The organism is Thalassospira profundimaris WP0211 (assembly GCF_000300275.1).
Classification (GTDB): Bacteria; Pseudomonadota; Alphaproteobacteria; order Rhodospirillales; family Thalassospiraceae; genus Thalassospira; species Thalassospira profundimaris.
On sequence record NZ_AMRN01000011.1, the window covers coordinates 38,250 to 60,751 of the forward strand.

At 55.1% G+C, this 22,502-nt stretch carries 20 protein-coding genes; 10 read left to right on the forward strand and 10 right to left on the reverse strand.

Going from position 1 to position 22,502, the window contains the following annotated elements; all coding sequences use genetic code 11:
* Window positions 1-26: 26 nt before the first annotated feature.
* The gene (locus tag TH2_RS17860) at window positions 27-575 is read right to left on the reverse strand and encodes a cupin domain-containing protein (RefSeq protein WP_008891846.1); all 549 of its coding nucleotides are present in this window, start codon (window positions 573-575) and stop codon (window positions 27-29) included.
* Between the two features lie 42 nt (window positions 576-617).
* The gene (locus TH2_RS17865; RefSeq protein WP_008891847.1) at window positions 618-2,000 is read right to left on the reverse strand and encodes a glutamine synthetase family protein; all 1,383 of its coding nucleotides are present in this window, start codon (window positions 1,998-2,000) and stop codon (window positions 618-620) included.
* A gap of 307 nt (window positions 2,001-2,307) precedes the next feature.
* Between TH2_RS17865 and TH2_RS17870 the strand changes: the two genes are divergently transcribed.
* The 4 genes from TH2_RS17870 to TH2_RS17885 all read left to right on the forward strand — a co-directional run bounded on the left by TH2_RS17870 (window position 2,308) and on the right by TH2_RS17885 (window position 6,970).
* Window positions 2,308-3,678 (forward strand): aspartate aminotransferase family protein, encoded by a 1,371-nt coding sequence (locus TH2_RS17870; protein ID WP_008891848.1) that lies wholly within the window; start codon window positions 2,308-2,310, stop codon window positions 3,676-3,678.
* A 159-nt stretch (window positions 3,679-3,837) separates the two neighbouring features.
* A complete protein-coding gene (locus tag TH2_RS17875) occupies window positions 3,838-5,187 on the forward strand; it encodes an NAD(P)/FAD-dependent oxidoreductase (protein ID WP_008891849.1) in 1,350 nt (449 codons plus the stop codon).
* A gap of 120 nt (window positions 5,188-5,307) precedes the next feature.
* Complete coding sequence (locus TH2_RS17880) at window positions 5,308-5,793, forward strand: group III truncated hemoglobin (protein WP_008891850.1); 486 nt, start codon at window positions 5,308-5,310, stop codon at window positions 5,791-5,793.
* Between the two features lie 355 nt (window positions 5,794-6,148).
* On the forward strand, window positions 6,149-6,970 hold the full coding sequence (locus tag TH2_RS17885) for a cysteine hydrolase family protein (RefSeq protein ID WP_008891851.1): 822 nt from the start codon (window positions 6,149-6,151) through the stop codon (window positions 6,968-6,970).
* A 38-nt stretch (window positions 6,971-7,008) separates the two neighbouring features.
* On the opposite strand, the gene TH2_RS17890 is transcribed toward TH2_RS17885, so the two are convergent.
* The 6 genes from TH2_RS17890 to betI form a co-directional block, all read right to left on the reverse strand.
* The gene (locus tag TH2_RS17890; RefSeq protein WP_008891852.1) at window positions 7,009-8,325 is read right to left on the reverse strand and encodes an NAD(P)/FAD-dependent oxidoreductase; all 1,317 of its coding nucleotides are present in this window, start codon (window positions 8,323-8,325) and stop codon (window positions 7,009-7,011) included.
* Window positions 8,326-8,550: 225 nt separating this feature from the next.
* On the reverse strand, window positions 8,551-10,143 hold the full coding sequence (locus TH2_RS17895; protein ID WP_008891853.1) for an L-serine ammonia-lyase, iron-sulfur-dependent, subunit alpha: 1,593 nt from the start codon (window positions 10,141-10,143) through the stop codon (window positions 8,551-8,553).
* 194 nt (window positions 10,144-10,337) lie between these two features.
* Entirely contained in the window at window positions 10,338-10,556 is a 219-nt protein-coding gene (locus TH2_RS17900) for a hypothetical protein (protein ID WP_008891854.1), read from the reverse strand.
* A 68-nt stretch (window positions 10,557-10,624) separates the two neighbouring features.
* Window positions 10,625-12,310: a choline dehydrogenase gene (gene betA / locus TH2_RS17905; RefSeq protein WP_008891855.1), complete on the reverse strand. Its 1,686-nt coding sequence runs from the start codon at window positions 12,308-12,310 to the stop codon at window positions 10,625-10,627.
* A 73-nt stretch (window positions 12,311-12,383) separates the two neighbouring features.
* Window positions 12,384-13,841, reverse strand: a complete 1,458-nt coding sequence (gene betB / locus TH2_RS17910; protein WP_008891856.1) for a betaine-aldehyde dehydrogenase — start codon at window positions 13,839-13,841, stop codon at window positions 12,384-12,386.
* Window positions 13,842-13,901: 60 nt separating this feature from the next.
* A complete protein-coding gene (betI, locus tag TH2_RS21830; protein WP_008891857.1) occupies window positions 13,902-14,522 on the reverse strand; it encodes a choline-binding transcriptional repressor BetI in 621 nt (206 codons plus the stop codon).
* A 377-nt stretch (window positions 14,523-14,899) separates the two neighbouring features.
* On the opposite strand from betI, the gene TH2_RS17920 reads away from it, so the two are divergent.
* The 3 genes from TH2_RS17920 to choV all read left to right on the forward strand — a co-directional run bounded on the left by TH2_RS17920 (window position 14,900) and on the right by choV (window position 18,021).
* On the forward strand, window positions 14,900-15,859 hold the full coding sequence (locus TH2_RS17920; protein ID WP_008891858.1) for a choline ABC transporter substrate-binding protein: 960 nt from the start codon (window positions 14,900-14,902) through the stop codon (window positions 15,857-15,859).
* 114 nt (window positions 15,860-15,973) lie between these two features.
* A complete protein-coding gene (gene choW / locus TH2_RS17925) occupies window positions 15,974-16,822 on the forward strand; it encodes a choline ABC transporter permease subunit (RefSeq protein WP_008891859.1) in 849 nt (282 codons plus the stop codon).
* A 2-nt stretch (window positions 16,823-16,824) separates the two neighbouring features.
* The gene (gene choV, locus TH2_RS17930; RefSeq protein WP_040824586.1) at window positions 16,825-18,021 is read left to right on the forward strand and encodes a choline ABC transporter ATP-binding protein; all 1,197 of its coding nucleotides are present in this window, start codon (window positions 16,825-16,827) and stop codon (window positions 18,019-18,021) included.
* 69 nt (window positions 18,022-18,090) lie between these two features.
* Here the strand turns inward: choV and moaD are convergent, their stop codons facing one another.
* On the reverse strand, window positions 18,091-18,342 hold the full coding sequence (gene moaD / locus TH2_RS17935; RefSeq protein WP_008891861.1) for a molybdopterin converting factor subunit 1: 252 nt from the start codon (window positions 18,340-18,342) through the stop codon (window positions 18,091-18,093).
* A 96-nt stretch (window positions 18,343-18,438) separates the two neighbouring features.
* On the reverse strand, window positions 18,439-19,383 hold the full coding sequence (locus tag TH2_RS17940) for a LysR family transcriptional regulator (protein WP_129542731.1): 945 nt from the start codon (window positions 19,381-19,383) through the stop codon (window positions 18,439-18,441).
* Window positions 19,384-19,555: 172 nt separating this feature from the next.
* On the opposite strand from TH2_RS17940, the gene TH2_RS17945 reads away from it, so the two are divergent.
* The 3 genes from TH2_RS17945 to TH2_RS17955 all read left to right on the forward strand — a co-directional run bounded on the left by TH2_RS17945 (window position 19,556) and on the right by TH2_RS17955 (window position 22,502).
* A complete protein-coding gene (locus tag TH2_RS17945) occupies window positions 19,556-20,428 on the forward strand; it encodes an ABC transporter permease (RefSeq protein WP_008891863.1) in 873 nt (290 codons plus the stop codon).
* Window positions 20,429-20,439: 11 nt separating this feature from the next.
* Window positions 20,440-21,240 (forward strand): ABC transporter permease, encoded by an 801-nt coding sequence (locus TH2_RS17950; RefSeq protein ID WP_008891864.1) that lies wholly within the window; start codon window positions 20,440-20,442, stop codon window positions 21,238-21,240.
* Between the two features lie 107 nt (window positions 21,241-21,347).
* Complete coding sequence (locus tag TH2_RS17955; protein WP_008891865.1) at window positions 21,348-22,502, forward strand: extracellular solute-binding protein; 1,155 nt, start codon at window positions 21,348-21,350, stop codon at window positions 22,500-22,502.

Consider the following 22,502-nt stretch of genomic DNA (forward strand, 5'->3'; position numbering starts at 1 on the left):
GGGCACTCTGGCAGCACGATCTGTCATCAATATGACGGTGGCGTCGCCGCACTGACGACTTCACATTCCCCGTCACCCACATTTCGAAAACGATGTGGAATTTCTGCATTGAAGTAGTAGGCATCACCGGGGCCAAGCACCTTGACCCGTTCGCCCACCGTGACTTCAAGCTTGCCACGGACGACAACACCGGCTTCCTCGCCCTTCTGGACAATCAGGTTGTTACCGGTATCCCCGCCCGCAGGGTATGTTTCATGGAGCACGCGCAAATTACGATCCTTGCGCGATGCCCCGACAAGACGCATCGACATCGTCCCATCAGACAGTTCGACAAGGTCTTCTTTCCTGAAAAAGATTTCTTCACCGGTATCAAGATCAATGGTGAAGAAATCTATCAGGCTCATGGGAATGCCAGCCAGAACCTTGGCCAGGCTATCAACAGACGGGCTGACCCGGTTCTGTTCAATCGTCGAGATCGTGCTGTTGGTCACACCGGCCCGGCGGGCCAGTTCACGCTGCGACAGCCCGTACATGCTGCGCACCGCCTTCAGACGATCCCCTACCTTTTGCGACATTCCCGTCTTTTCCCTGTCAAACTTTATTGTTGTTTTGTCTGGTTATACCGCGTCGAGATACCAGCGATATTCAAGCTGGGTGACTTCGGCAAAGAACTCGTCATATTCGGCACGACGACAGATATCGAACACCTCGACAAAACGTTCGCCAAGGTATTCCTTGACGATATCGCCTTCGACAAAGCGATCGAGGGCCGAAATCATGCTGCGCGGAACAATGCGCCCGCCATGCTGCTCATAGCCGTTTCCAACGGTCGGTTCACCCGGATCAAGTTTGTTCTTCATGCCATGATGCATGCCAGCCAAAACACACGCCAGAACCAGATACGGGTTGGCATCGGCACCCGACACGCGGTGTTCAACGCGGGCTGCCTTCGGGCTTCCTGCCGGAATACGAAGGGCGACGGTACGGTTGTTCAAACCCCAGTTCGGCGACATCGGCGCATAGGCCTTGTTCTGGAACCGGCGGAAGGAATTCGGGTTTGGTGCAAAGATCGCCATGCTTTCAAACATGCTTTCCTGCAGGCCACCAATCGCAAAGCGCAGATTGTCCGACACTTCCTCGTCACCCACCGGTGAGAGAACGTTATTGTCATCCTTGTCACGCAGCGACACATGAACATGCAGGCCATTGCCCGCCTGATCGGAATAGGGTTTTGCCATGAAGGTTGCTGTCACGCCGTGATCCCAGGCAATGCCCTTAACCACGCGTTTAAGCTGCATGGCGTGATCTGCCGCCATCATCGGATCGGTCACGTGACCAAGATTGATTTCAAACTGCCCCGGGCCTGCTTCGGCAACGATGGTGTCGGCCGGGATGCCCTGACGGTTCAGTTCGGCAACCGCATCATGCAGGACTTTTTCAAAATCCTCGATCTGTTGCAGGCCATAAACCTGCACGCCATCAGACGCAATACCACCACCAAGCGGCTGCGGCGGCAGCGGTGCGGCGGTTTCCTGGTTCTGATCGGCAAGATAGAATTCAAGTTCAAGTGCCACGGTCGGATAAAAACCATCGGCGGCCATACGATCAACGACGCCCTGCAACACATTGCGCGGATCGGCAAAAAACTTGGTGCCGTCAAGGTTGTACAGGCTCATCATCACCTGTGCGAGTGGCAGTTCACCATAAGGCACGCGGCAAAGGGTTCCCGGGATCGGTTTTGCCAGATTGTCCTGATCACCGCTCGACCAAAGGAGGCCCGTACCTTCGGGGTTGTCACCCGTGATATCAACCAGGCACATGGAGCCCGGCAGCGTTACACCTTCGCTAAAGCTTTTAAGGAATTTCTGTTTACTGATTCGCTTGCCGCGAAACACGCCGTTAATGTCGGGAATGAGCAACTCAACAAGTTCGACATCCGGATTTTCTTCAAAGAATCGTTGGGCTTCCGCCCTACTGTCTTCGACGAACGACTTGTTCATCGTCATATACTCCCAGAGAAGGCCTGTTATTAAACTGTAACGCATCGTGCCGCGCCGGATAGCCCCGGTCAAGCCCCTTCGTTCGATATATCGTGCAAATCATGCAATGCACAATTTTCTGGCGCGACAGGATGGTTCAGCAGCACAGACCACTCACATCGACCGCCAGGTAACAAAAACTGACCTTGAATTCCTCAAGAAGATTGTCGAAAAATCCTCTTGCAAAGGTGTTCGAAAAAACGAACACTAAGGTCGGATGTTCAACATATCGCACGAAAGCAGAGCAGCGCCGCTGTCAGGAGACGTTATGAATAATTTCGACAAAACCGCCTATTGGCAGGATATTGATCAGGCTCACCACATTCACCCGTTCACCGATACGGCGGACCTGAACAATCGTGGCACCCGGGTTATCACACGTGCCGAAGGCGTCTTTATCGAAGATTCCAACGGCAAACGCTATCTTGATGGCATGGCGGGCCTGTGGTGTGTCAATATCGGTTATGGCCGCAAGGAACTTGCCGAAGCCGCCTACAAGCAGATGCTTGAACTGCCCTATTACAACAACTTCTTCCAGTGCGCGAATACCCCGGCGATCGAGCTTTCCAAAGTTCTTGCCGAAATCACGCCAGAAGGTCTGAACCACGTTTTCTATGCCAATTCCGGCTCGGAAGCGAACGACACGGTTGTCCGTATGGTGCACCAGTACTGGAACCTTAAGGGCAAACCGGAACGCACCACCATCATCAGCCGCAAGAACGCCTATCACGGCTCCACCGTTGCCGGTGCGTCGCTTGGCGGGATGTCGGGCATGCATTCGCAGGGCGGTGCGCTGGTGCGCGATATCGTTCATATCGATCAGCCATACTGGTACGGCGAAGGCGGCGATCACACCCCCGAGGAATTCGGCCTGATTGCGGCCCGCAAGCTTGAAGAAAAGATCAAGGAACTTGGTGCAGACCGCGTCGGTGCCTTTATCGGTGAACCGATCCAGGGGGCTGGTGGCGTGATCATTCCGCCATCAACCTACTGGCCTGAAATTCAGCGTATCTGCAAAAAATACGACATCCTTCTGATTGCTGACGAAGTCATTTGCGGCTTTGGCAGGACCGGCGAATGGTTTGGCTCGGACACCTTTGATATCAAGCCGGACCTGATGCCAATGGCAAAGGGCATGTCTTCGGGTTATTTGCCAATCTCGGCTGTCATGGTTGGCGATCGGGTTGCCGATGTGCTGATCAATGAATGCGGTGAATTCACCCACGGCTTTACCTATTCCGGTCATCCGGCATGTGCGGCTGTGGCGCTTGAGAACATTCGCATCCTGCGTGAAGAAAAGATGGTCGAACGCGTCAAGGACGATATCGGCCCGTATTTCGCCAAGGCACTGAAAACCCTTGAAGACCACCCGCTGGTCGGTGCGGTTGAAACCGTTGGTCTGATTGCCGGTATGCCGCTGGTGGATGACAAGAAAACCCGCAAGATGTTCGACAAGCCGGGCACCGTTGGCACCATGTGCCGCGATGCCTGCGTTGCCAATGGCGTGATCATGCGTGCCTGTGGTGATCGCATGGTTCTGTCGCCGCCACTTTGCATCACCAAGGAAGAAATCGACGAGCTGGTCAAACGGGCGCGCGCCGCCTTTGACGAGACCGCGAAGAAACTTGGCAAAATGTAACCAGACCCTGATTACAAAAACTTACCCAAATACCCGGCATGAGCTATCATTGCCGGGTATTTTTGATTACAGCGATAACAAGCCGCCCACCAAAGCCTGCCCCACAGGCACGCACATCCCACCGCCCCTCACCCAAGCCAAGCCCCAAAAGAGCCCACCATGCTAAAACGTATCTATCAACCCGCCGCCTATCGCACCGATACCCTGCCTGACAGCTATTGGGTCGAAAGTGCATCACCACTTCCTGCCTGTGAAACCCTGCCCGAAGAAGGCCAGCTTAAAACCGATATCGCCATTATCGGTGGCGGTTATTGCGGCCTGTCGACGGCCCTGGAACTGGCGAAGAACGGCGCAAGTGTTGCGGTTTTTGATGCTGGCCGGTCCGGTTGGGGCGCGTCGGGGCGTAATGGCGGTTTTTGCTGCATGGGTGGCAGTGGCAAGGGATTTGGCCAACTGGCAAAGAGTTTTGGTGAAGACGCTGTCAAACAGTTTGCCCGTCATCAACGCGATGCCATTGATCTGGTGGATCAACGCCTAAATGACTGGGATATTGATGCGGATCGCCATTCTGACGGCGAAGTGGTTCTGGCGCATAAACCCAACCGGGTCGCCGAACTGGCCCATGAGGCACAGGAACTGTCCCATTTCACGACCATCCCGACAGAGCTTCTAAGCCGCGACGCATTGAAGGAACGCGGCCTTTGTGCGGCGGAAACGTATGGCGGTTTGCATGTTCAGGCCGGTTTTGGCATCAACCCGATGAAGTATCTTTCGGGCTTGCATGAACAATGCGTTCACGCAGGTGTTCGGATATTCGAACAGGCAACCATCGAACGGTTTGAGGAAGATGGTGATACCTATCGCCTTTATTCCGGCAACACCCAAATCACGGCGGCCAAGATCGTCATCGCCACCAACGGATATAGTGCGGAAAACCTGCCCGATTGGATTGGCGGACGTTTGATGCCGGTCTTTTCGGGTATTCTGATTACCCGTCCGCTTCGCGCGGATGAGCTGGAAAATCAAGGCTGGACCAGTGACCTGATGGCTTTTGACAGCCGCATTCTGCTGCATTATTTCCGCAAGCTGCCTGATAATCGTTTTCTGTTTGGTGGACGCGGCGGGATTACAGCAACGCCCAAGGCCTTTGCCGCAGGCAAACAGGATCTGCTTGATAATTTCAAACGCATGTTCCCGGCCTGGCAGGATGTTGCCTTTACCCATCACTGGAACGGGCTTGCCTGCCTGTCGCAAAGCTGGCGGCCTTATATCGGGCGGGTTCCGGGTCATCACGATGTCTGGACCGCCCTTGCCTGGCATGGCAACGGGGTGGCGATGGCAAGTCTGGGTGGCAAGCTTCTGGCAGAACGGATGCTGGGTACCTGCGATGAAGAGGATCTGGGTGCCGTGTTGACGACACCAATGGAAAAATTCCCGATGGCGTCATTGCGGCGTATGGCGCGTTCTATCGGCTATCGTTATTACGGACTGCATGATCGCTTTGCCTGACCGATAATGCCATAACAGGCGATCTGTTTGCGTTCGGACACAAAGTGACATATGTCATGTCCGAAAATCGCTTCGTCGTTTAAAGCGGTTTCAGTTGATGCGCAAAACAGGCCCTTTACCATGTCCGAAAAACAGCCAACCCTTGCCGAAATCAAGGAACGTCGCGAAATTGCCACGCGGCGTATCAAGGAAGATACCGGCATTGATACGGACATGATCAAGAACATTGTGCATGGCTTTTACGCCAAGGTGCGCGACGACGACCTGCTAGGCCCGGTGTTTGATGAAAAGGTCGATAACTGGGACCATCATCTTGATCGCATGGTGATGTTCTGGTCCTCGGTCGCGCTGGCGACTGGCAACTATGACGGGCGCCCGATGCAAAAGCACTTGCCGCTCAAGATCACCCGCCATCATTTTGACCGATGGCTGCAACTCTTTGCCCAAACCCTTTCGGAATTTTGCGAAGAACCCGCCGCCAGACATTTCATGGAACGGGCCCTTCGCATCGCTTCAAGCTTTGAAGTCGGCATTGCCGCCCACAATGGCGTGATCCTGTCCAAGGGCGAACGCTATGACCCGGTATCAAGTTGGGAACCAAACTGATCCTGAAACGTTAGGCAATCAGATACACATAACCACGAAGCCCGCAAAACCGCGGGTTTGCTTTTTGTCGGCTAAGTTGACAAATTTAAATGATTACGATTTCATATGGTTATGAAGAATGCTGGAAGACTAGAAAAAAATAGCTCTGTTCGTGACGTCCATTGGACGCGCCGCAACGCGGCATCCGGCATTCTGACAATTGGATACATCTGGCCTGGAACACCCGCCCCAAAACGGTCGGGTGTGGTTCAGTGCGTTACCGCACCTGAACTGCCCGGTTCACCGATGGTCTTTAAGTCCGATTGCAAAGTAGATTTACGAAGCGACCTGAGACGACGAAACGGAGAGCCTGGACATGTGGTCGGTGATCACTCTTATTGTCATTTTACTGGTGGGTGCCATCGCCTACACCATCTATGGCCAACGCCATCACCTCGCCCCCAGCAAGGGCAAAAAGATCAATCTCGCAGAGCGGCCCAATAGCGCCCTTCTGATCGTTGACGTCCAGGAAGATTTCACCAGTTCGGACGGCAAGCATGCCTATCCGGCCGACATGGTCGATAAACTGATCTCTGCAATCAACAAACTGGTTGAAGCCGCAAACGCCAATGGAACGCCGGTGATCTCGATCCGCCAGACATTCCGCGGTTGGTACATCAACTTTCTCGTAAAGCTCCTGAATGAAGGTCGCGGCAGTCCCAAGTCCAAGGGCCTTGATCTTGATGAACGGATCAATGGCGATATCGACCATGATATCGTCAAGGCGCGCGCGGATGGCTTCAGCGAACCTGAACTTGACCGCGTTCTGGATCGTCAGAAAGTCGGCAAACTGATCATTGTCGGTCTGGACGGCGATTTCTGCGTCAAGGCAACCATGCAGGCAGCCCTTAACCGCGGGTATGACGTCTCTTTCAGCGACGCGACCACTTTGGCTTTGAACCCTAAAAAATGGGAACGCACCAAGGCACTTCTGACCGCACGCGGCGCATCCGATAATATGGACCAAGACACACAGGTCGTTAAGACCGATACAACGGATGCAGATCCATCTGGCGCCCGCACCCCTGACAGTACGCCCGATACGGGCAACCAGAATACCACGGTGCCCGACACCGGTGATCAGGACACCAGTGCCCGGAACAAAAAAGACAAAGATGAAGGACGCAAAATGGCTTAGCGCCTTTCAAAGCGCTAAGCACCTCACGTCACATCAGATCAAAGCTTGTCTCGGATCGAATACCACAGCATCGCGGCCACCAGCATCGGGAAGCGCAACATCTTCCCGCCCGGGAACACCGGAGTTTTGATATTGGCCATCACGTCAAACCGTTCCATGGTGCCGGAAACGGCGTCGGCCATGATCTGTCCGGCAAGGGTTGCCATCGCAACCCCATGCCCGGAATAGCCCGACGCGGTAAAGACGTTATCTTCGATCTTCTCAAAAAACGGCATACGGTTCATCGTGATCGCCAGCGTCCCACCCCAGCCATAATCAATCTTGACGTCTTTCAGCTGCGGATAGACTTCCAGCATATGCGGCGACACGAACGCCTTGATGTCACGCGGGAAATTATAGCCATAGGTTTCCCCGCCACCAAACAGCATGCGTTTATCCGCACTCAGCCGGTAGTAATTGATCACGAATTTTGAGTCCGCGACCGCGACATCATCGCGGATCAGTTCGCGCGCCAGATCATCGCCAAGCGGCTCGGTGGCAATGACGAAATTGTTGATCGGCATGACCCGCTTTGCCACCCGATCATCCAATGCATCAAGATACCCGTTGCAGCCAAGGATAAGCTTGTTAGCGCTAACAACGCTGCCATCCTTGGTTTTTACCGTGACCTTGCCCGCCTGATTTTCATATGACGTGACAACCGCGCCCTCGAAAATGCGTGCACCGGCGTTGCGTGCTGCATCGGCCAGACCAAGGGCGAAGTTCAGCGGATGCAAATGCCCCGCCCCTGTATCAAGCGACCCGCCATGATAAAATTCGGTGCCCAGCATCGCGCGCATTTCATCGCGATCAACAAACCGGATATCCTCATAGCCATATTCGGCCTGAAGCTTTTCGGCGTAGGCATGGGAATGTTCGACAAAGCGTGCACGGTGATCGGCATGCAAAATGCCCGGCTTCCAGTCGCACTGGATATTATGCTTGGCGATCAGGGCCTTGACGACGTCCTTTGACTCTTCGGCGATACCCCAAAGCTTATGCGCATCGTCGCGCCCGACCATCTGCTCAAGTTCATCCTGTTCACGCCGCTGGCCGGACCCGACCTGCCCGCCATTACGCCCCGACGCGCCCCAGCCGACCCGGTGAGCTTCAAGCAGGATCACGTCATAGCCGCGCTCTGCCAGATGCAATGCGGATGACAGCCCGGTAAAGCCGCCACCAATGATGACAATGTCGCAGGTCTGATCCCCTTCAAGCTTGGCGAAGGGTGCGGTCGCATTCGCCGTCGCGGCGTAATAGGAATCAGGATATTGGCCTGCCTGGTCATTGGCGGTCAGCAAGTTCGGGGTGAACATGAGGAACCCTCATATTTGTAAATGGATGTGGGCTTATCCTGCCCAATCCGACCGACCTATCAAGGAAAAACTGCCCTTTTTCCGGCCTTAAACCCGCTTTTCGCCGATTATGCCAAAACCGGCCAAGTCCAAGCAGAACGATTGCGTAAAGCAGCCAACAAAGCGTGATACCTGCGGCACTGGTTTTTGCTGTTGGCAGGCAATAGAACCTTGAGAATCAGCGTTTTAAGGTTTTTGACTAACTGCCTCGACCATGCGAAGGGCGGTTTTGGTGGCGGCACAGCCACCGCGCGCTGTGCAGCGCAAATCAGGATGCATCATATTGCCGATCTTCACCGTCTGATCGACCAACTCGTCATATTCCAGCACCGCATCAAACCCGGCCAGTACCGCCATCGCCGATGAAAAGGCATGCGACACCCCGGCCACATTGCGCGCATGACACGGGATTTCGACATCCCCGCCCACCGGGTCACAGACAAGCCCAAGGGTATTCATCAGACACATGCTGGCCGCATCAAAGCATTGCTTGGGCGTGCCGCCATAGGCCTGCGCCACCCCGGCAGCCGCCATTGCGGCAGACGCGCCGGTTTCCACCGAACACCCACCGCATTCGGCAGCAAATGTCCCGCGTGCAGCAAACACCGCCCCGATCAGCGCCATGGTTTGCAGCGCATCCGTCGCCCTATCAAGATCAATGCCATGACGGATCAGACCATACAGCGTGCCCGGCACAACACCGGCACTGCCCGCGGTTGGGGCCGCGCACACAAGCCCCCGGTTACTATCACGTTCCATGGCCGACAATGCACCGGCCATCGCATCCTGCAAAACCGGACCGCCAAGCCCAGCAGGCAGATTGGCATCACGCACGTTGCGCGCACGCAGTGTCAGGAAGCGCATGACATTGTCATCAGGCTTGGCATCAAACCCCTCGGCCACGACGCGCAGCATCAGTTCGCAGCGCTCGCGGAACAAAGCGCGGGTCGCATCGCGCGACAGGCCAAGGCGCTTTGCCTCCAACGCCAATGCTGCATCGGCGATGGATCCGCCTTCGGCGTCATCGGCAACGGCAATTACGTCGGCACTTTGCGAAAACAGATCATCGGTGGCACAGACCGGATATTGTGATGCGTCGGCAAAGCGCACATCCGTGATCCCGTTGCGGGCACGAAGTGCTGCCAGAAGGTCCGTATTCGGCAAGGCCTGTAGCGCGATTTCGACCCGTTCATGATCGGGTTCAACCGACACACCAAGCAGGCTATTTTCGCCCGACGTCATGTCAGTTGCCAACGCATCGGCATCTGCCACCGCTGCCGGTCCCCAGATAAATACAGTCGCGGTCTTGCCCGTCATGAACAGGCGTTCACCATTTCGACTGTCGATATAATACATCCCGCCACCGACCGAGGCACCTGTATACAGATCGGTGCGATCCGTGCCATCGGCGGTGACAACGCTAAGTTCCAAATCGACACGGTTGGGGTGGTTGTTGTTTTCAAGTTCGGTCACTTCGACCGCGAACTGGAAACCCTCCCCGCGCTCTACCCGCCCCAGAATGTCACGATAATCCGCATCGGTCAGTTTCGCCCCAGCAAGCCCTGCGGCAAAGTTTTCGTCCGAGCTTTGCGCAGCATAAACCGGCGCGAAAGAGCCGCGCGGATCAAAGCGGATGACCGCATTTTTAAGGGTTTCGCCATTGGCACAGGAAAGCTCACGCACGAGCTTTGCCATCATATAGGGGGCGGCACAATGCGAACTGGACGGCCCGCGCATGACGGGACCAATGACGGAATTAAGCAGGCTGATTTCTTGCATGGCGGTAATTCTTCGTTTTGGCTGTATGTCGCAAGGATTGCATACAATATGCCGGGATGATCGCGTGGCCTTGGCCCAAATGCAATCACCTTGTTCAACGATACCGATATTCTATTTGCCTGCCTGGGCCGCGATAACGCATCATGGGCAAGGTTTGATCAACGTCACCAAAAGGAAGGCTGAACGATATGCCATTAGCAATTTGCCTTATCAGCGGCAGCGTTCTGGGCACGGCTGCTGGGATAATTCTCGGCGTAATCACCAACAACCTTACTCCCAATATTGCCATTGGCATCGCTGTCGGCTGCGGTATTGGTGTTGCCATAGGTGCAAGCCTGCAACAGCGTGCAAATGGCAACAATAACGTCCCCATACAGCGTCGCGACCGGCCACGCGCCACATCGCGTCGTCATTGATCCTCAGTCGCGCACAAAAAAATCCCCTGACGAAATGCAGGAGATTTTCGTTGAAATCACAGAGCTTAACGCTGTTTGGTTTCCCATTCGGAATGCACGAAATACGGTGCGTTCGACGGTGCCAGCGGCGTTTTGCCACGAATGATGTCAGCCGCCTTTTCACCGATCATGATCGTCGGGGCATTGAGGTTGCCCGATGCGATGGACGGCATGATCGAGCTGTCGACCACACGCAGACCTTCGACGCCATGGACGCGGGTTTTCTCGTCGACCACCGACATCTCATCACTGCCCATCTTGCACGAACAGGACGGGTGATAAGCACTTTCGGCGTGATCGGCGACAAAGGCGTCGATCTCTTCATCGGTCTGGATGTCCTTGCCCGGTGCAATTTCCGCCCCGCGCAGATCAGCAAAGGCTTCCTGGGCAAAGATTTCACGCGTCAGACGAACAGACGCCCGCATTTCTTCCCAGTCTTCCGGGTGGCTCATATAGTTCGGATCAATGATCGGGCGATCCTTGGGGTTGGCGGATGCCAGACGAACCGTGCCGCGCGATTTGGAACGCATCGGACCGACATGGGCCTGGAAGCCATCGCCTTCGGCCGCCTTGGAGCCGTTATAGTTAATCGCGGCTGGCAGGAAGTGATACTGAATGTCTGGGTGCTGCACGCCCGCCTTGGAACGGATAAAGCCGCCCGCCTCGAAATGGTTGCTGGCACCAAGACCGGTTTTGAACAAATACCATTCCGCCCCGATCTTAAGCTTGTTCCACCAATCGAGTTTGCTGTTCAGGCTGATGGGTTTGGTGCATTCCATCTGAACATAAAGCTCCAGATGGTCCTGAAGGTTTTCACCAACACCGGGCAGATCATGGACAACATCAATGCCATGTTCGCGCAGATGGGCTGCCGGACCAACACCCGAAAGCATCAAAAGCTTTGGCGAGTTGATCGAACCGGCCGAAATGATCACTTCACGATCAACAAGGGCGCGCTTGTTTTCGCCGTCATGGAAAAAGTCGAGGCCGATGGCACGTTTTCCTTCGAAAACAACACGTTGAGCAAAGGCCTTGTGATAAACAGTCAGGTTCGGGCGCTTCATCGCCGGATGCAGATAGGCGCGCGCGGTTGACCAGCGACGGCCCTTATAGACCGTCATATCCATGGTCCCGAGACCTTCCTGGCGATAGCCGTTCTGATCCGGGGTGAATTCGTACCCGGCCTGCTGACCGGCCTTGATCCATGCTTTGTGCAGGTCGTTCTGACAGGCACCGGTCGTCACATGCAGCGGACCATCACCGCCGTGATATTCATCGCCTTCGGTGTCTTCGTTGCGCGTATCGGCCTTGCGGAAATAAGGCAGGCAGCGTGCATAATCCCATTCCTTGAGGCTTGCGTCTTCTTCGGCCCAGCGATTGTAATCAAGGGCGTGACCACGGACATAGGCCATGCCGTTGACCGAACTTGAACCGCCATAAACGCGGCCACGCGGCGTTTCCATGCGGCGGTTGTTCAGGTTGGGCTGCGGCGTTGTCCAATAGGCCCAGTTATAGGTTTCCGACTGCATCGGATAGGACAGCGCTGTCGGCATATGGATGCGCCAGTCCCACCAGTGATCCTTCGGTCCGGCTTCGATCACCAGAACCTTAACCTCAGCATCTTCGGTCAGTCGGTTGGCAAGCACAGCCCCTGCCGAACCTGAACCGACAATCACATAATCATATTTTTCAGTGGTCGTTGGGGTCGTCATTTCTGATCCCTTGTTTGGTCGTGCTGTGTGGGCAGCCGGTGAGTGGTTGGCGACGTTGGTTGGTCAAAACCCCTTAGTAAGGGGCCTCAACATCGCCGGTTTCGACATAAACGGATTTGATGCGGGTGTAATATTCAATCGCCGCACGGCCGTTTTCGCGGCCAACGCCCGATTTCTTGACACCGCCAAACGGCATTTCGATCGGCGTGATGTTATAGGTGTTGATCCAGCAGGTGCCGGCCTCAAGCCGTGCGACCACGCGATGGCCACGCGACAGATCCTTGGTGAACACACCAGCCGCCAGACCGTATTCGGTGTCATTGGCGCGCTTGATCACTTCGTCTTCGTCGCTAAAGGTCAGGACAGACATTACCGGGCCAAAGATTTCCTCGCGCACGATGGTCATGTCATCGGTGCAGTCGGCAAACACGGTCGGTGCAACAAAAAGTCCGCCTTCTGGCATGCCTTCAGTGACGGCATGGCCGCCAAGAACGCATTTGGCACCCTCTGCTTTGCCCTTTTCGATATAGGACATGACCTGGTCATACTGGGCCTTGGTGACAATCGGGCCGACCTGAGTTTCAGGTTTTTCCGGATCGCCGAGAACAAGATCCCTGGAGCGTGCGATCAGCTTTTCGATGAATGCATCGGCAACGCTTTCATGGACAAACACACGCGTCCCGTTCGAGCAAATCTGACCCGATGAATAGAAGTTCGCCATCTGCGCACCGGAAACAGCGTTATCCAGATCGGCATCTTCGAACACGATCATCGGCGACTTGCCACCCAGTTCCATGGTAACGGCCTTCATGCCACCTGCGGCAACAGAGGCCACCTTGGCACCGGTTGCGGCCGATCCGGTCAGGGAAATCTTGTCAACGCCCGGATGTTCAACCAGTGCGGCACCGCTTTCGCGCGCGCCTTGTACGACGTTGTAAACGCCATCGGGAAGACCAGCTTCTTTAAGGGCCTCGGCAACCGCAATGGCCGAAAGCGGCGTGGTTTCGGACGGCTTGTAAACAACCGCGTTGCCGCATGCCAATGCCGGGGCCGCCTTCCAGCAAGCAATCTGGATCGGATAGTTCCAGGCACCGATGGCACCACAAACCCCGACCGGTTCGCGGCGGGTATAGGCAAAGTTACCTGCAAGATCGATATGTTCGCCCGCAAGGCTTCCGGCGACACCGGCAAAGTATTCAAGGCATTCGACACCTGAAATCACATCGACAATTTCAGTTTCCTGAATGGCACGCCCGGTATCACGGGTTTCAACCAGCGCCAGTTCATCATTGCGATCCCGCAGGATCTGGGCGGCCTTGAAAAGTACACGTGCCCGTTCGGCTGCCGGCGTATTTTTCCAAATTTCGAACCCTGCGCGGGCGGCCTTGACCGCGGCATCCACATCAGCTGCCGTGCTTTCGTGGCCCTTGGCAAGAACCGTGTTGGTCGCAGGGTTAAGGGTAACCATCTCTGCGCCCGAACCCTGGGTCTTCTTGCCATTGATGAAATTCTGGATTTGATAAAGGCTCATCTTAAAACTCCTGCAGGCCACCGGGGCAACCGGCAGCCGTGGTCTTTGTGTTTGGTTCGATTACTTCTTTGCGTGCTTTTTCGGGCACTTTGCCGGACTGGGCGAATTCGCCAGATACAGGCGCAAGGTGCCCAGCACCATCTTGCGCGCCCCTGCAATGTCGGCCTGTCCGCGTGACAGACCGGTTCGCACCCAGATGCCGTCAACCATGGCGGCAATTGCAGACGAGATTTCATCTGCGCATTCTTCGGTGGTCAATTGACGCAACTCGTGCCGCAGATTGGATGCAAGGCGCTGAAAATAGATATTGTTCAGACGCCGCAACTGATCAGAAAACGGCACCTGCGCCCAGAAGGACAACCAGGCCACTGTCACCTGCGGGGTGAACTGTTCTTCGTTGAAGTTGGTATTGATGATCGCTTCGAGACGGTCCATCGGCGTTTTGGCCGTTGCCAGTCGCACCATGTAGTCATTGCGCAAATCCTTCATCAGGGAGCGCATGGTTTCCTGCAACAGGGCGTTCTTGCCGCCAAAATAGTGCGAAATAATCCCGGACGACATACCGGCAGCCTTAGAGATCCGCGCAATCGTGGTGTCGGCGAATCCGTGCTGGTGAATGGTTTCAATCGTTGCGTCGATCAACTGCCTGCGGCGTACAGGCTGCATACCAACTTTGGGCATTAATTCATCCAATCCTCTGCGTTGCGAAGGGTTTAACGCCGGTGCAACAGCATAAGACGCAGTTTTTAATCCTTCGCAATTGACGTCTCGTGAATATGCTGTAATTTAATTGAACAATCAATCAATAAAAACACGCCGACATATGCGGCGCGTTTCTCAGGGCTTTTGGCCTTTGCTGCGCGGCTATGCGGCTGTTTTTGTGATTATTCCGGCCCATCACACCCATTCAGGGGAATGTGGTTGATGGCTCTGGGCGAGTGTTGGCGACATGTTTGTTGCGTTGATGTTCGTCTGGCCTCCGGAACCGAGCGTCTTCTGATGACCGGCCAAATCCGGTCATCAGCAACATCAGGTTTATACAAGGGAGAACCAGAAGCATGACCAATCTTTCCACGTTCGGCCGCCTTCTTGGCAGCACCATTATTGCGACCACCTTTTTGGGTGCCACTGCTGCCAAAGCAGCCGATAGCGATGCCTGCAAAACCGTGACTTTCTCTGATGTGGGCTGGACCGACATCACCGCAACCACCGCGACCGCATCCGTGATCCTTGAATCACTTGGCTACACCGCGGAAACCGAATTGCTGTCGGTACCGGTCACCTACACGAGCCTTGCCAACGGCGACGTTGACGTCTTCCTCGGCAACTGGATGCCGACCATGGCAGCCGATATTCAGCCTTACCTTGATAAAGGCACCGTTGTGTCGACCGGCGCAAACCTTGAAGGTGCGAAATACACCCTTGCCGTGAGCCAGAACGCCTTTGATGCGGGCCTTAAGGACTTTGCAGATATTGCAAAGTTCAAGGATCAGCTTGATGGCGAGATTTATGGCATCGAGCCGGGCAATGACGGCAACCGTCTTATCCAGGACATGATCGACAGCAACCAGTTCGGTCTGGGCGAGTTCGAGCTTGTTGAGTCCTCCGAACAGGGCATGCTGGCAGAAGTAAGCCGCAAATCATCGCGCGATCAGTTCATCGTCTTCCTCGGTTGGGAACCGCATCCGATGAATGCGAAATATGACATGGCCTATCTTGATGGTGGCGATGATGTCTTTGGCCCGAACTTTGGCGGTGCGACTGTTCACACCAACCTGCGTGCCGGTTACACCGACGAATGCCCGAATGCGGGTAAATTCGTGACCAACCTGAAATTCAGCCTCGCCATGGAAAACGAAATCATGGACGCGATCCTGAACGAAGGTACCGACCCGGCAGAAGCCGCAACCGCATGGCTTAAAGCCAACCCGGATGCCGCGATGGCATGGCTTGACGGTGTAACCACCTTTGACGGTGGCGATGCCAAAGCAGCACTGAAATCCGGTCTTGGTCTTTAAGCACCGCGATTGATTTTACCGATGCGCCCGCCGCTGGTTTCCATTTGTGGCTTCCGGCCGATGCGGGCGCATCGGATGTATTTTTCTTAATTCTCATTGAACGGATTTTTTCGCATGGAATGGCTCACGGAAACGAAGATTCCGCTGGGACAGTGGATATCGTCCCTGATGGATGCGCTGAACGAACATGCCGATTTCGTTTTCTATACCGTTTCGGATGTTCTCGAATTCATTATTGAAAACACCATCGATTTTCTGGTGTGGTTGCCTGCCCTTTTGATCATTGCGGTCTTTGGGGCGCTTGCCGCTGTCTTGCACAAATCATGGAAACTGACGGCATTTACGGTTCTGTCCCTGTTGCTGGTGGTCAATCTTGGCTATTGGGAAGAAACCATGGAAACGCTGGCGCTGGTGATCTATGCGACGCTGTTTTGCATGTTGATCGGTGTGCCGCTTGGCGTGGCATCCGCCCACCGCCCGTGGCTGCATCAGGCGATGCGCCCGGTCCTTGATCTGATGCAAACGATCCCGACATTCGTGTATCTGATCCCGACCCTGATCCTGTTTGGTCTTGGTGTCGTTCCCGGTCTTATTTCGACCGTGATCTTTGCGATTGCCGCCCCGATCCGCCTGACCCACCTTGGCATTTCCAACACGCCGAAATCCCTGCTGGAAGCTGGCGAAAGCTTTGGCTGTACGCCGCGCCAGTTGCTGTTCAAGGTTGAATTGCCATCGGCGATGCCGTCGATCATGGCCGGCCTGACCCAGTGCATCATGTTGTCACTGTCGATGGTGGTGATTGCAGCCCTTGTTGGGGCAGACGGCCTTGGCAAGCCGGTTGTGCGTGCGCTTAATACGGTGAATATCGCGCAAGGCTTTGAAGCCGGTCTGGCAATTGTGATTCTGGCCATCGTGCTGGACCGCATCTGCCGTCGTGACCACAAAGAAAAGTCGGGGCAGTGATCATGAGCAATGCTGTTGAATTCGATAAGATTGATGTGATCTTTGGCAACCGTCAGGCAGAATCACTTGAACTGCTTGATCAGGGCAAAACCCGCGAAGAGATTGCGGCTGCCACCAACAATGTTCTTGGTGTCGCCGATGTCAGCTTTGATGTTCCCGAGGGCGAGATTTGTGTCCTGATGGGACTTTCGGGATCTGGCAAATCATCGCTTCTGCGCTGTGTGAATGGCCTTAACGCCGTTTCACGCGGATCGCTTCGCGTTCGGGCGGGCGAAGACATGGTCGATGTTACGAGCTGCAATCCCACAACATTACGGAACCTGCGTCGTAAAAATGTCGCCATGGTCTTCCAGCAATTCGCCCTGTTCCCGTGGCGAACGGTTGAAGACAATGTCGGCTTTGGCCTTGAACTGGGCGGCATGGGTCCGCTTGAGCGCCGCGAGATCGTGCGTGAAAAGCTGGCGCTTGTCGGATTGGATAAATGGGCAAACAAATATGCCCATGAACTGTCCGGCGGCATGCAGCAACGTGTTGGCCTGGCGCGTGCCTTTGCCACCGATGCGCCGATCCTTCTGATGGACGAGCCGTTCTCGGCCCTTGATCCGCTGATCCGCAACCGTCTGCAGGACGAGTTGCTGGATTTGCAGGAGAAGCTCAATAAAACCATCCTGTTTGTCAGCCACGACCTTGACGAAGCCATGAAGCTCGGCAATTCGATCGCCATCATGGAAGGTGGATATGTCGTGCAGCATGGCACGCCAGAAGACATCGCGCTCCGCCCGGCCAACGAATATGTTGCGGACTTTGTGGCACATATGAACCCGGTCAATATCCTGCGGGGGCGGGCGATCATGCATCGCCTTGATAGCGATCAGAAATCCGGCAATACCGAGTTCCTGCTCGAAGACGCCAATATCCGCGTCACTTTGCAGGATGGTGTTGTCCGGTCCGCCAACAATGGCGAACGCGGCGAGCTTAAGCTGATCAATTATGACGGCACCCTGCCCGATGAACTGGACGCGACCGACAACTCGATTGTCTTTGTCGCGCAGGAGGATGTGCTGCTTAAGGATCTGATCGAGATGCGATCGATCACCCAGAACCCGGTCATCCTGACCCGCGATGGCAAGGTGACCGGCACGCTGGGCCGCAAGGAGTTCTTTGACAGTTTGACGCAAACCGCATCGGTTGCGGATTAAGCTGATCAAATAGTCTGATGATTAAAAGGGCGCCCTGGAAACAAGGCGCCCTTTTCTATGAGGAATGAATTATCCGCCTGTCACCGGTGGGAACAGCGCGATCTCGGTCGCCTTGGTGACGTCGGTTTCAGGCGTGGCATATTCCTGATCGACCGCGACGCGAATGATCGCGGGATCAGCCAGGGCATTGGCAAAGTTTTCGCCGCGACCGGGCAACCATGCCAGCAGGTCGGCAACCGTTTTGACGGTATCTGGAAGGTCAATGGCCTCTTCCGCCATGCCGATGCGGTCCTTGACCCATGAAAAATAGATCAGCTTCATGTTTAATCCTGACAACAAACTTCAATTTGCCCGCATGCTTGCGCAAGTCCCTGCCCGGTGGCAAGTCCCAATGGCGTGATCCGACGAATTTGCACCTTATGGGTAAACAAAATAGCCGTCCGGCGCCGCATCCAGTCGCGCAGTCAGGTTTTCGATAAAGAACCGTTCGGCCCGGCTCAGCGACATGCGCGGGTTGGTCACCAGATAAATATCAATCGCTGGCGGGTCGATATAGGGCGGCAGGCGCCAAAGCTGCCCACGGTCGGTCGCGCTTTGTACAACGTGGATCGGTAGCGGCCCGATACCAAGTCCGGCATTGATCAGGCGACGGACTTCTTCAAGGTGCGGGCTGACGGCGACGACCTTGCCCTTCATGCCTTCCTGCGCGCGCAGGACTGCGACCGGGGCCAGTGCATCGCTCAGTTGGTCGGTCGCGAATGATACGAATGCCTCGCGGCGCAAATCGGCGAGGGTCAGGTCCTTTTGTCCGAACAGATGATGGGTCGGGCCACAGAAAAATCCGAAATGTTCGCGATACAAACGGCGATATTCCAGTCTGGGATGGCGTTCCTTGACCAGACAGATGCCAAAGCTGGCCTGCTGTGACAGCACCTGATCGACGACATTGACCGAGGTCGCAACATCGATTTCATAGGTGACTTCGGGATGGGCGCGATTGAATTCAAACAGGGCATCATCAAGGGGTGGAAACACCACATGACTGGCCAGCCACATATGCAAATGCCCGGTCAGTTGATTGCCACTATCAGACATCACATCCGACAATCGGCCGATGGCACCGCAAATTTCGCGGCATTCGTGATAAAGCGCCAATCCCTGTTCGGTGACTTCAAACCGGCCGCGTTCACGGTCAATCAGGCGCGCGCCAATCTGATCTTCAAGGCGTTTGAGCGCGTTACTGACACTGGGTTGGCGCAGCAATAACCGGTTGGCCGCCCCGGTGATCGAGCGTTCCTCGACAATAACGGTAAAGGTGTGCAGCAGATTCCAGTCGAACTGCCGACGCATTAACTCGTTCATTCTGCTGACCTTTCCGACATTTCCAGCACCACACATAGATAATGGCTATGGGATCTATTCTACTTATCTATTTGCGCTATGTGCAAGTCTGGGTTGGAATGCCTCCAACAAATTTCTTCACGGCCAAATAACCGGGTGCGGCACTGACCGCAGATAATAACGGGAGGCACAAATGGCCGCAGATGTCGCCGGAGCCCGCAGGACTCCGTGGGTACTGCTATCACCATCACTGGCAACCATCAGCCTGCTGCTGATTGTGCCAATGCTGTTCATTGTCGTTTATTCATTCTGGTTGCGCACCGCGACCGGTGCGGATCAGGTCGGCTTTTATCTCGATAACTGGATTGAAGTTCTGGGTGACCGGTTTTATCGCGACATCCTGTTCCAGACCCTTTTGATTGCCTTTTACACCACGGTTATTTGCGCGTTTGTCGGGTATATCCCGGCCTATTTCGTTGCCAATACGCGCATGAAATCCAAGGCGTTCCTGTTGCTATTGCTGATGCTGCCATTCTGGATCAGCTACATCATCAGAACGATGTCATGGATCAATATCCTTGGCACATCCGGCGCGCTTAATACCCTTTTGATATCAATCGGCATCATCGATGACCCGATCCAGATGTTGTATAACCAGCAGACCGTGGTTCTGGGCCTTGTGCACTATCTGCTGCCCTTCATGATTTTGAATGTCTATGTCAGCCTTGATGGCATCGACAAGAACCTGACCGAAGCCGCCCAAAGCCTTGGCTGCACCGGTTTCCAAGCCTTCCGCGAAGTGACATTGCCGCTGTCCATGCCCGGTTTGGCGGCGGGATCGTTGCTGTGCTTTGTGCTGGCAGCGGGCACCTATATCACCCCGATTGTTCTTGGCGGGCCGCGTGATGCGATGTTTGCCAACCTTGTGTTCGAAGCCATCGTGACACAGCTCAACTGGCCGCTTGGCTCGGCACTCTCGCTCGTGCTGCTGGCGCTTCTGGGCGCACTGGTCGTCATTTACACCCGCTATCTCGGCATCGATCAGATCGCCAAGAGCTTTAAGTAACGGAGCAGCAAATGATGTCCGGTTGGTCCGTAATCCGAATTGCCACGATCCTTGTCTATCTGTTCCTGTTTGCGCCGGTGGCGGTTGTCATTCTGCTGGCGTTCAACGCCAATCAGTTCGGCAGTTTCCCGATCGAAGGCTTTTCATTCCGCTGGTTTGAAGCGCTTTGGAACAATGATGCGATTGTGCGGGCGTTCAAGACGTCGCTTCTGCTTGGTGTGCTGACAGCCGCCATTTCGACAACACTTGGCACCCTCGCCGCACTTGCCATGGTCAGATACGATTTCCCCGGGAAACGGACCATTTCGACCCTTCTGGTTGCCCCAATCCTGATCCCGGAAGTCGTTCTGGCTGTGGCGCTCCTGCTATTTTTGCAGTTCCTGTCGATGCCAAAAAGCTTTGGACTTCTGTTGATGGGCCATGTGGTCTTTACCCTGCCGTTTGTGGTGCTGGTGGTTCAGGCGCGTCTGGTTTCCATCCGCCGCGACGTTGAAGAAGCCGCCATGAGCCTTGGCGCGACACCTGTGCAGACCTTCTTCGAAGTAACCCTGCCCCTGATGTTGCCTGCCGTCATGGCCGGGATGCTGTTTGCCTTTACCATTTCGTTTGATGACATCACCGGAACCCTGTTCTGGAAGCCGGGCGGTGTTGAAACCGTCCCGACCCAGATATTTGCCATGCTGCGCAACTCGATCAGCCCGGAAATCAACGCCCTTGGTGCTGTGATGGTGATCTTCACCATTGCCCTGCCGCTGGTGGCGGCATCGATTGCGCGGGTCATGGCCATGCGCAAGGTGGGCGCATCGAAATAACTTTTTGCACAATGCGGACAACCGCCAAAACCAAGAACAACACCAAAAATACAACGACCAACAACAAGACCGATCAACGGATATATCGTTTTATCAGGAGGCCTTAAATGGACGATACCAAACGTTATGAACGCCTACTTAATCGCTATCGCGACAGGGACATCAATCGCCGTACTTTCCTGACCGCACTGGGTGCGGCCGGCGTTGTTGCCGGGGTCACCGGCGGCCCGATGGGCATGCTGGCCCGCAAGGCGATGGCCGCAACCCCGGAACAGGTTCGCTTTGACGGTTGGGGCGGCGTTGTTTCCGAGGCATTCGAAAAATATGCCTTCGCGCCCTATACCAAGAAAACCGGCATTGAAGTCGTGTCGGGCACCTTTGGTGGTGCGGACGAATATATTGCCCGCGTCAAGGCCAGCCAGCCGGGCGAATTCAACCTTGCCCACCTGTCGGGCGTGTTTGACTATGCGCGGTATCATGGTCTGGAACTGACGTCCGAACTCAATGAAGATAACATTCCCAACCTTAAAAACGTCATTCCGACACTGGTCGAGCCCCTGCGCAAGATCACCGGCGGCACGATTTCAGCCGTTCCGTATGACTATGGCACCACCGGCATTGCCTATAACCGCAAATATATCAGCGATGACGAAGCCAAGGCCAAGGGCGCCAAGCTGATGGTCGATGAAGCCTATAAAGGCAAAATCGGCGGCTGGGGCGAATGGAAAACCCGTATCTGGTACGGCGCAATGCAGTCCGATCAGGACCCGAACAACATTCAGGATATCGAAGCCGTTTGGGACATGGTCCGTGCGCACCGCGACCTTGCGCTGAAATACTGGTCTTCGGGGGCGGAACTGATGAGCCTTTTGGCCGAAGAAGAAATCTATGTCACCGAGGGTTGGTCTGGCCGCATCAAGGCGCTGCAGGATCAGGGCCATGACATTGGCTATCTTGATCCGGCCGGTGGCCTTGGTTGGCAGGAATGCCTGTTTGTGCTGCGTGGCAGCCCGATGGCGGCCTGTGAAGAACTTCTGAACTTCATGCTGGAGCCGGAAGTGGCGATTGCCGTTGCCGAAGGTCAGAGCTATCCGCCGGCACTTGATCCGCAGAAGATCGAACTGGGCGAGGTCATCCCGACCCTTCCGGCATTTGATCCGAGTGGAACACTTTCGTCGCTTAGCTTCTTCGATCCGGCTTACTGGAATGAAAACGAAGCTGACTGGTCGAAAACGTTCTCGCGTGTGCAGCGCGGCTACTAA